Annotated in this window: 8 protein-coding genes and 1 tRNA gene; 7 read left to right on the top strand and 2 right to left on the bottom strand. The window is 43.7% G+C overall.

What is annotated here, in order from left to right; all coding sequences use genetic code 11:
* Positions 1-9: 9 nt before the first annotated feature.
* Positions 10-675, bottom strand: coding sequence for a BamJ family beta-barrel-assembly machinery protein (gene bamJ / locus H8744_RS07290; RefSeq protein WP_262434218.1), 666 nt, complete (start codon positions 673-675; stop codon positions 10-12).
* Positions 676-686: 11 nt separating this feature from the next.
* Complete coding sequence (locus H8744_RS07285; RefSeq protein ID WP_262434217.1) at positions 687-2,228, bottom strand: glycine--tRNA ligase; 1,542 nt, start codon at positions 2,226-2,228, stop codon at positions 687-689.
* 345 nt (positions 2,229-2,573) lie between these two features.
* Between H8744_RS07285 and H8744_RS07280 the strand changes: the two genes are divergently transcribed.
* The 7 genes from H8744_RS07280 to H8744_RS07250 all read left to right on the top strand — a co-directional run bounded on the left by H8744_RS07280 (position 2,574) and on the right by H8744_RS07250 (position 13,328).
* Positions 2,574-5,255, top strand: a complete 2,682-nt coding sequence (locus H8744_RS07280; protein WP_262434216.1) for a DNA gyrase/topoisomerase IV subunit A — start codon at positions 2,574-2,576, stop codon at positions 5,253-5,255.
* An 87-nt stretch (positions 5,256-5,342) separates the two neighbouring features.
* On the top strand, positions 5,343-6,158 hold the full coding sequence (locus H8744_RS07275) for a DUF3316 domain-containing protein (protein ID WP_500793329.1): 816 nt from the start codon (positions 5,343-5,345) through the stop codon (positions 6,156-6,158).
* Between the two features lie 22 nt (positions 6,159-6,180).
* Positions 6,181-7,215 (top strand): S41 family peptidase, encoded by a 1,035-nt coding sequence (locus tag H8744_RS07270; protein WP_262434214.1) that lies wholly within the window; start codon positions 6,181-6,183, stop codon positions 7,213-7,215.
* A gap of 83 nt (positions 7,216-7,298) precedes the next feature.
* Positions 7,299-7,380: transfer RNA gene (locus H8744_RS07265), tRNA-Leu, on the top strand.
* A gap of 66 nt (positions 7,381-7,446) precedes the next feature.
* Complete coding sequence (locus tag H8744_RS07260; RefSeq protein WP_262434213.1) at positions 7,447-8,352, top strand: carbohydrate kinase family protein; 906 nt, start codon at positions 7,447-7,449, stop codon at positions 8,350-8,352.
* A 285-nt stretch (positions 8,353-8,637) separates the two neighbouring features.
* Positions 8,638-11,691 (top strand): SusC/RagA family TonB-linked outer membrane protein, encoded by a 3,054-nt coding sequence (locus H8744_RS07255; protein WP_262434212.1) that lies wholly within the window; start codon positions 8,638-8,640, stop codon positions 11,689-11,691.
* A 113-nt stretch (positions 11,692-11,804) separates the two neighbouring features.
* Positions 11,805-13,328, top strand: a complete 1,524-nt coding sequence (locus H8744_RS07250) for a RagB/SusD family nutrient uptake outer membrane protein (protein ID WP_305067461.1) — start codon at positions 11,805-11,807, stop codon at positions 13,326-13,328.
* Positions 13,329-13,392: the final 64 nt, after the last annotated feature.

The following is a 13,392-nucleotide window of genomic DNA, read 5'->3' as shown; positions in this document are numbered from 1 at the left end:
ATAATAAATCTATTCTTCTTCCACTTCCAAGCTATTTGAACTCGCGTTATCTATATTATACAATTGCATATCGAAAATCAATGCAGAATAAGCAGGAATATCCACGCCATCACCAGATCCGGTCTGACTACTGGAACCATAAGCATATTCCCAAGGAATAAATACTTTCCATCGGGCCCCCACTGTCATCCGTTGCAATACTTCAGTCCAACCGACCACAACTCCTGTCGATCCTCCAAGAAGTCCACTAACCCCAACACGGATCGGGCGATCAAAAACCGTAGGATTAGGTCCTTTGAAACCATCAAAGTATTCACCATTAATGAGCGTTCCTCTGTAATATACATTCACAGTATCCGTATACAATGGACGAATATCAGACTTCTCATATCCTTCGATATATTCATAAGGATTATTTTCAGTGGGAGTCCCTGTTACCGGATCCAAAACCTTATAATAAATATAATTATCAGGAGCGGTAAGAAGAGCAAAGCGTTCCAGTTTTCGTCCATCTTTGTCTACTGTCCCTTGATCATATACACTTCTCAAAGAGTCTATAAACGCATCATTTCGCGACTGCCAGTTATCGTACTTACTCACTTCCTTCGTTTCTTCACAAGAAGTCAGTGCTAACACGAACAATAAGATGGGTAATAAATAGATTTTTTTATTCATTCGTCAAGGTTTTATTGTAAAGTTTTCAAAAGCGAAGTTATACTTACTCTGTCAGCAATAATATTATTCAGTTCAGAGATAGCCACACGCTCCTGCTGCATGGTATCGCGGTTACGCAATGTCACACAATTATCTTCCAGCGTCTGGTGATCGACAGTCACACAATAAGGAGTACCAATAGCATCCTGACGGCGATAACGCTTGCCGATGCTGTCTTTTTCATCATACTGGCAATGGAAGTGGAATTTAAGATCATCAATTATCTCACGAGCCTTTTCGGGTAGTCCATCTTTCTTAACCAATGGCATTACAGCCAATTTCACAGGAGCAAGTGCTGCCGGTAGTTTCAGAATAACCCGGCTTTCGCCATTCTCCAACTGCTCTTCACAATATGCTGCACTCATGATGCTAAGAAACATACGGTCTACGCCAATAGAGGTTTCAATAACATACGGAGTATAGGATTCGTTCAATTCCGGATCGAAGTACTTGATACTTTTGCCTGAGAATTTCTCATGTTGGCTAAGGTCGAAGTTTGTACGCGAATGAATTCCTTCCACTTCTTTAAAACCAAATGGCATCAAGAATTCAATATCGGTAGCAGCATTGGCATAATGAGCCAATTTATCATGATCGTGATAACGGTAATGGTCATCTCCAAAACCAAGCGCTTTGTGCCATTTCAAACGGGTTTCTTTCCACAGCTTGAACCATTCGAGTTCAGTGCCCGGTTTAACGAAGAACTGCATTTCCATCTGTTCAAACTCACGCATACGGAAGATGAACTGACGAGCAACAATCTCATTACGGAAAGCTTTACCGATCTGTGCAATTCCGAAAGGAACTTTCATACGACCAGTTTTCTGAACATTAAGATAGTTTACAAAGATACCCTGAGCCGTCTCCGGACGAAGGTAAATCTTCATAGAGCCATCGGCAGTAGAACCCATTTCAGTAGAGAACATCAAGTTGAACTGACGTACTTCCGTCCAATTCTTGGTGCCGGAAATAGGACACACGATTTCTTCATCAACAATTATCTGGCGAAGTTCCTCAAGATTATTGTCATTCAAAGCTTTTGCAAAACGTTCGTGAAGGGCATCTCTTTTAGCCTTATGCTCCAAAACACGACCGTTAGTACTACGGAATTGCGCCTCATCAAAAGCATCACCGAACCGCTTGGCAGCCTTGGCTACTTCTTTATTTATTTTATCGTCGTATTTAGCAAGCTGATCTTCGATCAACACATCTGCACGGTAGCGTTTTTTAGAATCTTTATTGTCAATCAACGGGTCGTTGAAAGCATCGACATGACCAGAAGCCTTCCAAATAGTAGGATGCATAAAGATAGCAGAATCGATACCGACAATATTCTCGTGCAGCAACACCATGCTGTCCCACCAGTATTTCTTAATATTATTTTTGAGTTCAACACCCATCTGCCCGTAATCGTATACAGCTCCTAATCCGTCATAGATATCACTTGAAGGAAACACAAAACCATATTCTTTGCAATGCGATACGAGTTTCTTAAAAACGTCTTCTTGTGCCATTTTTTGTTGTATCTTAATTAAATTGAAATCATTATTTAGCTAAAAAGTGCCACAAAGATAGCCATTTATCTTATTAAGTAGAGTAATGGGGATATTAATTTATCTTATTTACCACTTCCGGATAGAAGTCAAGACCCTATCTTTTTTACTTTACGCTTTTTACGTTACACAGAATACATAAATTTCTTTAATTGAGCCTATACCCTTTACAGATTAAACTGCCGGTCGAATTCATGATAGCACTTGTTTTTTAGAATCATTTGCATCTTTTTCCCGAGAAAATTCGTATTTTTGCCTGCAACTGAGAAAATCGGTCAATCTTGAACAGACAATTCCCGAACAAATATGAGTGAAGATTTTGAAGCACCAAAAGACGATTTGGATAAAGAACTCCCGGAAGGGAACGAAGGACATTCTGACTATAAACCGGCAGACTCACATAACGAAAGCGTAAAACATCAACTCACAGGTATGTACCAGAACTGGTTTCTGGATTATGCTTCGTACGTGATTCTGGAACGTGCCGTACCCCATATAAACGATGGTTTGAAACCTGTACAACGCCGCATCCTTCACTCTATGAGGAGATTGGATGACGGACGTTACAACAAGGTGGCCAACATCGTGGGACATACCATGCAATTCCACCCGCACGGTGACCAATCGATCGGGGATGCATTGGTACAATTGGGGCAGAAAGACTTATTAATTGACTGTCAAGGCAACTGGGGTAATATTCTTACCGGAGATGGTGCAGCCGCCCCACGTTACATCGAAGCACGTCTTTCCAAATTTGCTCTGGATGTTGTCTTCAATCCGAAAACGACGGAATGGAAACTCTCTTACGACGGGCGAAACAAAGAGCCGGTCACCTTGCCAGTAAAATTCCCTCTATTGCTTGCACAAGGAGTGGAAGGTATCGCCGTAGGACTTTCTTCCAAAATACTGCCGCATAACTTCAATGAATTGTGTGATGCTTCCGTACAATATCTTCAAGGAGAATCTTTCAAACTTTATCCGGACTTTCCTACCGGAGGATCCATCGATGTATCCAAATATAATGACGGAGAACGTGGCGGATCGGTAAAGATACGATCTAAAATCAATAAGATAGATAACAAGACTCTGGCTATCACCGAAATACCTTATGGCAAAACAACCTCATCGGTAATCGATTCGATATTAAAAGCAGTTGACAAAGGAAAGATCAAGGTACGCAAAGTAGATGATAACACCTCTGCCAATGTTGAGATTCTAATCCATCTGGCGCCAGGAACTTCATCGGACAAAACGATCGATGCGCTCTATGCTTTCACAGATTGCGAAGTGAGCATATCTCCCAATTGTTGCGTGATTGACGACCGCAAACCACATTTCTTAACCATCAGCGATGTGTTAAAGAAATCAGCAGACAACACCTTGCATTTATTACGTCAGGAACTTCAGATACGTAAAAGCGAATTGCTGGAAAACCTGCATTTCGCTTCACTCGAAAAGATATTTATTGAAGAACGCATCTATAAGGATATCGAATTTGAAGAGTCCAAAGATATGGATGCAGCCTGCGAATATATTGACGACCGCCTGACACCTTTCTATCCACAATTTATAAGAGAAGTGACCAAAGAGGATATCCTTAAACTGATGGAAATCAAAATGGGACGTATCCTTCGATTCAACTCAGATAAAGCAGATGAATTTATAGCTAAAACCAAAGGTGAAGTAACCGAAATAGATAATCATCTGGCTAATATTGTGGATTATACCATCGAATGGTACCGGATGCTGAAAGAAAAATACGGAAAGAACTTCCCGAGACGCACCGAGTTACGTAATTTCGACACCATCGAAGTAACTAAAGTTGTAGAAGCCAACGAAAAGCTTTACATCAACCGGGAGGAAGGATTCATCGGGACTTCCTTAAAGAAAGACGAGTTTGTAGCTTGTTGCTCGGATTTGGACGATGTAATCATCTTCTATCGAGATGGGAAATACATAATCACTCCTGTTGCCGAGAAAAAGTTTATCGGCAAAAACGTATTGTATGTCAACGTTTTCAAGAAGAATGATAAACGAACGATTTATAATGTAACTTATCGGGACGGATTAGAGGGTACGACCTATATTAAACGTTTTGCAGTTACTTCCATTGTCCGCGATCGCGAATATGATGTAACACTGGGTACACTCGAATCCAGAATCAGCTATTTTAGTGCCAATCCGAACGGTGAAGCTGAAATCATCAAAGTAACGCTGAAACCTAATCCACGTGTAAGACGCATCATCTTTGAACGCGATTTCAGTGAAATCAGCATCAAAGGACGGCAGGCACAAGGAGTGATCCTCACCCGGCTGCCTGTACACAAAATCGCCCTTAAGCAGAGAGGCGGATCTACATTGGGAGGACGAAAGGTCTGGTTTGACAGGGATGTATTACGACTCAATTATGACGGTCGTGGTGAATATTTGGGAGAGTTCCAAAGCGACGACACTATTCTGGTTGTACTTAATACGGGCGAATTCTACACCACAAGCTTCGATGTGAGCAACCATTATGAAAGCAATGTAAGCATCGTCGAGAAGTTCGATCCGAATAAGGTATGGACAGCTGTGCTGTACGATGCAGACCAGCAAAATTACCCTTACTTGAAACGTTTCTGTTTTGAAAACACGTCTCGCAAACAGAATTACCTAGGGGACAATAAAGCAACCCGGCTGATCCTGCTTACAGACGAATATTATCCTAGGTTTGAAATTATCTTCGGTGGTCATGACAGTTTCCGTGAAACAATGATAATAGATGCTGAAGAGTTTATTGCCGTCAAAGGTTATAAAGCCAAGGGGAAACGCATCACAACGTATACTATAGAGACGGTCAACGAACTGGAGCCGACCCGCTTCCCGGAACCTGCCGAAACTAAAGAGGAAGAAGAAAGGGAAGAAGAGTCAGAAATTCTTGATCCGGATCATGGAAAAAGTGAAGGAGATATTTTAGACGAACTCACCGGACAGATGAAGTTATTCTAAAAATCAAACGAGTACATACGACAATATGCCATCATGCCGATGAAAAGAAGAGTAGTACTAAAAATAGGATGGTTCGCATATTGTCTGATGTACATCTGCAACCAAGTAACAGCCCAATCGGATTCGCTGCAAGCTAACCGTTACATAACTCGGACCACGATGTATGGAATCGGATATACGAATTTGTTCGATACCTATTTATCTCCACAGGAATACAAAGGTATCGATTTTCGGATTTCCCATGAGAGCATGCGAATGACAAAGTTCTTTGACGGTAACGTGTCTGTACAAAATCTTTTCCAGGCAAACATCGGATACACACATAATAGAGCCGACAACAACAATACTTTCGCAGGATTGGTAAATTGGAATTATGGTTTACATTATCAGTTTCGCATCACGGAAAACTTTAAGTTACTTGCCGGAGCCTTGGCAGATATAAACGGTGGCTTTGTATACAACCTCCGCAATACGAATAATCCTGCTTCTGCCCGGGCATTTATCAATCTGGATGCTTCGGGCATGGCTATCTGGCATACGAAAATCAATAAATACCCGCTAACTTTACGTTATCAGGTCAATCTACCAGTACTGGGCATCATGTTTTCTCCGCACTATGGGCAGTCCTATTACGAAATATTCACTTTGGGAAATTCAAGCGGAGTTGTCCGCTTTACATCACTCCACAATCAGCCTTCGGTAAGACAATGGTTATCCATCGATTTCCCAATCCGTTATACAAAGATGCGAATAAGTTATGTAGCAGATTTGCAACAGTCTGATGTGAATGGAATTAAGACACATACCTATTCTCACGTATTTATGGTAGGATTCGTTAAAGACCTTTACAGAATTTTCAATAAGCAGGGAACGCCACTACCAGCGGCAATCAGAGCATACTGAAAAGAAGAGAGAAGGAAGAATTATGAAAGAAAAAGGCATAAGAAAGAAGTTTATCATATACAGGGCGACCCTGTGGGGTATACTTTTGAGTATTCTGATAGGATTTAACGGATGTATCAGAGAGGAAAAGTTTACTGACGATCCGGAAGGCAACTTCAATCAACTATGGAAGCTGATTGATGAAAAATATTGTTTTCTAGAATATAAGGGAATAGATTGGGAAAGAATCGGAGCAGACTATCGCAAATACATTTCTCGCGAGATGGATGATGAAGATCTATTTTATGTCCTTAATAATATGTTATATGAACTTAGGGACGGACATGTAAACCTTACTTCGGAAAGTAATCAATCCAACTTTGATTATTGGACGGAATATCCCTTGAACTTTACCCAATCTTTATTAACCAACAGGCACTACCTTGGCAACGATTATTTGGAAAAAGCAGGATTTAAATACAAAATACTGGATGACAACATCGGCTACATTTATTATGAAAAGTTTTCAAGCACCGTCACCAACTTGGAACTGGACGAAATACTCACCTATTTTTCCGGTTGTGACGGACTGATCATCGATGTCCGACAGAACACTGGGGGCACTGCTACAAATTCGGCTAAAATAGCATCCAGATTTACCAATGAAAAAGTACTGACAGGATACATTCAACATAAAACAGGCCCCGGCCATAATGACTTTTCAGAGCCATATGCGATTTATCTGGAACCCTCTCCAAACATACGCTGGCAAAAAAAAGTAGCTGTACTTACCAACCGGCATTCTTACAGTGCAACAAATGATTTTGTGAACCATATGCGTTGCCTGCCAAATGTACTAATCATAGGTGATACAACCGGAGGTGGTTCCGGGATGCCGTTTTCCTCGGAACTCCCCAACGGATGGACAGTTCGTTTCTCCGCCAGCCCACATTTCGACCGCGACATGAACCATATCGAATGGGGCATCGATCCAGACATTAAGGTCGACATAAGCCAATGGGACGAAAGTAACGGGCTGGATAGCATCATAGAAAAAGCACGCAAATTATTGAAATAATCACTTTTGTCACACATTCTTTTGGCAGAATAAAAATTATCTATATCTTTGCACCGCTAAAGAAAAATTAGCCACTATGTTTTGCGGCTGTGGCGTAATTGGTAGCCGCGCCAGACTTAGGATCTGGTGTCTCGCGACGTGTAGGTTCGAGTCCTATCAGCCGCACAAAACATAAAAGCCTTCAAGAAAACTATCTTGGAGGCTTTTTCATTGTAAACAAAAAATAGTAAGATGAAGAGACATGCCCTTTGCTGTATTGGCCACATCACCTTGGATAAAGTAGTTACTCCCCAAACAACGGTATATATGCCGGGGGGAACGGCTTTTTATTGTTCGTACGCTATCCATCGATTTGAAGATGCCGATTATGGACTCGTTACAGCTTTAGGAGAGAGTGAAATGCACGTAGTCGAGAAAATGCGTAGCAAGGGGATTGATGTAATGGCTCTGCCTAGCGAACACTCTGTTTATTTTGAAAACATATACGGTGATAACCCCGATGACCGTAAACAGAGAGTGCTGGCAAAAGCCAACCCTTTCTCTGCCCAACAATTAACCGACATAGAAGCAGATATCTTTCATTTGGGATCTCTATTGGCAGACGATTTTGCAACAGATGTCATAAAACACCTATCCGGCAAAGGCCTTGTAGCTGTCGATTCACAAGGATATCTACGTAAAGTCCGGAATACCCATGTCTATCCCGTGGACTGGGAAGAGAAAAAAGAAGCACTGAAATACATCCACTTCCTAAAAGTCAACGAACATGAGATGGAGGTATTGACAGGTCACAACAACGTAACAGACGCTGCTCACAAACTTCATGAATGGGGTGTAAAGGAAGTCCTGCTGACCCTCGGCAGCATGGGCTCAGTCATCTTCGATGGTAAGAAATTCTATCAGATACCGGCATATAAGCCGAGCGTGGTGACAGATGCAACAGGGTGCGGAGACACCTATACCATCGGCTATCTGTATCAACGGGCAGCAGGGGCAAGCATTGAAGAAGCCGGAAAGTTTGCCGCAGCCATGTCTACACTGAAAATAGAAAAATCAGGTCCTTTCAACGGAACTAAAAAGGAAGTGTTGCATTGCATGAAAACAGCCCAAAAGGTACTGCCTTGCTACATGGAATAATTCTCTTTTCTTACATTACTTTAAACTCGCGCTTACCTAATCCGGGTGAGTTTCCATCCACGGAATTGCATTATCATATTAAGGTACGATTGAGCATCTTATCTAATTCGTTGTACCCACGAATCACTTTCCCGAAAGCAAATGTTAAATTCCGGTATTAACACACTCATTCTAATCTTTTTTACTACTCATTTGTTCCTTTTAATAATTTGACCGACATCAGATACCGTTGCCGGCATATAGATGTATTCAATAATAGTTCATGTAATAATAAAATTTAATGCAATGAGACCTAAACCTATCCAATCTCTTCTGAAAGAGAAGAAATCTTTCCGGCTAAGGAGCATCCTTGCCCTAGTCTGTCTGTTACTGACTGCCTCATCCGTATTGGCACAAACAAAGACGGTGACGGGAACGGTGACCGATTCGCAAAACGAACCTCTGATCGGAGCTTCGATTCTCATACAAGGCACTTCAAGTGGCACTATCACTGATCTTGACGGTAAATATTCAATCTCGGCAACACCGGAGGATGTACTTGAGTTCTCATATGTAGGTATGGAAAAACAAAATATCCGCGTGGGGCAACAAACTGTCATCAATGTAGTGCTTCAAGACAATTCGCAAATGTTGGCAGAGACAGTTGTCATCGGATACGGTAGCGCAAAAAAGCGCGACTTAACCGGCTCCATCACCAATATCAAAGGGGAAGAGATAGCCAACAAGCCCTCTACCAACCCACTTTCTTCCTTACAAGGTAAGATTGCCGGTGTACAAATCGTCAACAACGGACGTGCCGGAGATGATCCGGAAATACGTATCCGCGGAACTAACTCTATCAACGGATATAAGCCCTTGTACATAGTGGACGGGCTTTTCAACGACAACATCAACTTCCTGAATCCGGAAGATATCGAATCAATGGAGATCCTGAAAGACCCGTCATCATTAGCAATTTTCGGTGTACGCGGTGCAAACGGTGTTATCATTATTACCACCAAAAAGGCAAAAGAAGGACAGACGAGAGTAAACATCAATACTTCTTTCGGATGGAAATCGGTGGTGGATAAGATTGCCATGGTAGATGCCGGACAATTCAAAGAATTGTACAACGAGCAACTTACCAATGAAGAGACTCCCCTCTTTGACTTCACACCGTGGACTGCAAATACTGATTGGCAGGACGAAATCTTCCAAACAGGCTTTATCACGAACAATAACATCAGCATCACCGGAGCTTCGGAAAAACATAGCTTCTATTTGGGCGTAGGTTATTCCTATGAACAAGGAAATATAAAGCATGAGAAATTCAATAAAGTGACAATCAATGCCAGCAATGAATTCAAAGTAACGGACAACTTTAAAGTCGGCTTCCAATTCAATGGTGCCAGAACATTGCCGGCAGATGCCAAACAGGTATTGGGAGCTATCCGCACCACCCCGGTAGCACCGGTCTATAATAATGAATACGGTTTATACACCGCATTGCCGGAATTCCAGAAGGCACAGATGAACAACCCGATGGTCGATGTCGAATTGAAAGCCAATACCACCAAAGCTGAGAACTATCGTGCTTCGGGAAGCGTGTACGGTGAGCTGAACTTCCTGAAACACTTCACAGCCCGTGCGACCTTCTCTATGGATTACGGAACTAACAACGGCCGGACTTATACTCCGATCATTAAAGTGTACGACCCGACCGTATCGGGTAACGTAGCCACCCTGGGAACCGGAAAGACGGAAATCAGCCAGTTCAAGCAAGATGAGACGAAAGTACAAAGTGACTATGTTGTCACTTATAGCAACAGCTTCGGAGAGGGCGCACACAATCTGACTGCGACAGCCGGCTTCACCACCTATTATAATTCCCTAAGCAGATTGGACGGAGCGCGCAAACAAGGTGTAGGTCTGGTTATACCGGACAACTCCGACAAGTGGTTTGTCAGCATCGGCGATGCAGCAACCGCCACAAACGGAAGTACCCAGTGGGAACGCACTACCGTATCCATGCTGGCGCGTGTAATCTACAACTATAAAGGCAAATATCTGCTCAACGGTTCTTTCCGCCGTGACGGTTCATCGGCATTCTCATATACCGGCAACCAGTGGCAGAACTTCTACTCCATCGGTGCGGGTTGGTTGATGACGGAAGAAGAATTTATGAAAGATATCAGCTGGCTGGACATGTTAAAATTGAAAGGTTCATGGGGAACATTAGGAAACCAGAATCTGGATACAGCTTATCCGGCTGAACCGTTACTTGAAAATGCGTACTCTGCCGTCTTCGGCAAGCCCTCTATCATCTACCCGGGTTACCAACTGGCCTACCTGCCGAACCCGAACCTGCGTTGGGAAAAAGTAGAGGCATGGGAAGCCGGCTTCGAAACCAACATGTTCCGTAACCGCCTGCACCTGGAAGGTGTCTTCTATAAGAAGAATACCAAAGACTTACTGGCTAAAGTACCCGGAATATCCGGTACCATCCCCGGCATCGGAAACTTGGGCGAGATTCGCAACAGCGGTGTTGAACTGGCAGCTACATGGCGCGATCAGATCGGTGATTGGGGATATTCCGTCAGTGCCAACCTGACAACCATCAGCAATAAAGTAAAAAGCCTCGTACAAGAGGGATATTCCATTATTGCCGGTGATAAGAATCAAAGTTATACAATGGCAGGTTATCCCATCGGGTACTTCTACGGATACAAGGTCGATGGTGTTTACCAAAGTCCGGCAGACATCGAAGCTTCACCGAAAAATACACTGGCAACCGTCACCCCCGGTGACCTGAAATTTGCCGATGTGAACGGAGACGGAAAGATCACTCCGGAAGACCGTACCATGATAGGCGATCCGACACCGGACGTCACCTACGGAATGACTTTGGGCGTGAGTTACAAGAACTGGGATCTGAGTATCGAGATGATGGGACAAGGCGGCAATCAGATTTACCGTACTTGGGACAACTACAACTTCGCCCAATTCAACTACATGGAGCAAAGGCTCGACCGCTGGCACGGTGAAGGAACTTCAAACAGCCAGCCGTTGTTGAATACGAAGCATGCCATCAACCGGGAAAACTCGGAATATTACATCGAAAGCGGACGTTTCTTCCGTATCCGTAACCTGCAACTGGCTTATACGTTCGATCAGACCCTGATAGCCAAAATACGCTTACAGGCTTTGAGAGTCTATTTCAATGCCCAGAACCTGAAAACGTGGAAGCATAACACGGGCTACACACCTGAAATCGGCGGATCGGCCATTGCGTTCGGTTCGGATAATGGAACTTACCCCGTACCGGCAATATATACATTCGGAATCAATGTGACGTTCTAAGGGGATAAAGGGTCCACCTTAATTAATATAACTATTAAAAATTCGATTTTATGAAGACAGCCATTCAATTACTAAGAACCATAATAAAGAGAAGCATCTCTTCTCCCCACTCTATGAGTAAGGTGTCGGGAGCAGGACTTTTCCTTCTGCTTTCTATATTCCTGACCTCCTGTAACGACTTCCTCGACCGCAGTCCGCAGGGACAGTTCACGGAGGATGATAATCCAAATGCATTGGTAAACGGAAAAATCTACAACGTTTATACCATGATGCGTAACTTCAATATAACCGCAGGCACTCCCGCCTTCGCCATACAAAGCTTCCGTTCGGAAGATGCCGAAAAAGGCAGCACGAGCAGTGACGGATCGGACGTTGCCGAAATGTACGACGACTTCGTCTATACTCCCACCAATGGCCTGCTCGGAGCTTATTGGAGCCAGAATTATGCCGTCATCTTCCAGTGCAATGACATTCTGGAGTCGATAGAACAAACAGAAGCTACCGGAAAGTTGACCGAAGACGACCGTCGGAACAGGGGCGAAGCCATGTTCTTCCGCGCTTACGGTTATTTCAACTTGGTGCGTGCATTTGGTGAAGTACCGTTGATTACTTTTAAAGTGAACGAGGCTTCGGATGCCAACCTGCCCAAGGTGGAAGCCGAAAAGATTTACGAACAGATCGACAAAGACCTTTCCGGTGCCGAATCAACACTTCCCAGACAATGGAGCAGCGAATTCCTAGGCCGCCTCACATGGGGAGCCGCCCGTTCGCTACATGCCCGTACATTTATGATGCGCAACAACTGGGACAGCCTCTACGTAGCAGCAAATGACGTCATGTCTTCCGGCCTTTACAACCTCAACACTTCGTATGATAAGATATTCACCGATGAAGGCGAAAACTCCGGTGGTTCTATCTTCGAGCTTCAATGTGCCGCAACGGCCGCCATGCCACAGAGTGACAAGATAGGAAGCCAGTTTGCCGAAGTACAAGGTGTCCGTGGAGCAGATCAATGGGACTTGGGCTGGGGTTGGAACATGGCAACCAAGAATCTCTATGACGCTTACGAACCGGGAGATCCCCGGCGGGATGCCACCCTACTCTATTTCCGTAAAAGCGACAGTGATCCCATCACTCCCGAAAATACAAACACGCCTTATGGCGAATCACCCGTTTCGCAGGCAATGGGATATGCTTTCAACAAGAAAGCCTATACCGACCCCGCTTTACGTCGCGAATTCACCAACAAAGGATTTTGGGTAAACATCCGCCTGATCCGCTATGCAGACGTTGTCCTAATGGCAGCCGAAGCAGCCAATGAGTTAGGTAAGACGGGTGAAGCAAATGCCGACCTCGAGATGGTACGCGCACGGGCACGTGGTAATAACCCGAACATATTACCGAAAGTGGAATCGATGGATCAGAACGTCTTACGGAATGCTATTCGGCATGAACGCCGCGTCGAGCTTGGCATGGAATTCGACCGCTTCTATGATCTGGTACGATGGGGGATAGCCGAAGAAGTTCTTCACGCAGCAGGCAAGGTCAACTATCAACCGAAGAATGCGTTGTTGCCATTGCCACAGACAGAAATCGATAAGTCGAAAGGGGTATTGGTACAGAACCCCGACTATTGACCATCCAAAACAAATTAAACCATTACCGATATGAAGAAATTATTCAAACGAATTACTTCCCTGT

The sequence above is a fragment of the Jilunia laotingensis genome, from assembly GCF_014385165.1.
Lineage (GTDB): Bacteria > Bacteroidota > Bacteroidia > Bacteroidales > Bacteroidaceae > Bacteroides > Bacteroides laotingensis.
Note: the sequence above shows the minus strand (reverse complement) of the source record. Positions and strands in the feature narration are given on the sequence as shown.

Bases quoted from the DNA above. Each gene is read 5' to 3' on its own strand.
- bamJ (WP_262434218.1), bottom strand. From the start codon at position 675: ATGAATAAAAAAATCTATTTATTACCCATCTTATTGTTCGTGTTAGCA.
- H8744_RS07285 (WP_262434217.1), bottom strand. From the start codon at position 2,228: ATGGCACAAGAAGACGTTTTTAAGAAACTCGTATCGCATTGCAAAGAA.
- H8744_RS07280 (WP_262434216.1), top strand. From the start codon at position 2,574: ATGAGTGAAGATTTTGAAGCACCAAAAGACGATTTGGATAAAGAACTC.
- H8744_RS07275 (WP_500793329.1), top strand. From the start codon at position 5,343: ATGTACATCTGCAACCAAGTAACAGCCCAATCGGATTCGCTGCAAGCT.
- H8744_RS07270 (WP_262434214.1), top strand. From the start codon at position 6,181: ATGAAAGAAAAAGGCATAAGAAAGAAGTTTATCATATACAGGGCGACC.
- H8744_RS07260 (WP_262434213.1), top strand. From the start codon at position 7,447: ATGAAGAGACATGCCCTTTGCTGTATTGGCCACATCACCTTGGATAAA.
- H8744_RS07255 (WP_262434212.1), top strand. From the start codon at position 8,638: ATGAGACCTAAACCTATCCAATCTCTTCTGAAAGAGAAGAAATCTTTC.
- H8744_RS07250 (WP_305067461.1), top strand. From the start codon at position 11,805: ATGAGTAAGGTGTCGGGAGCAGGACTTTTCCTTCTGCTTTCTATATTC.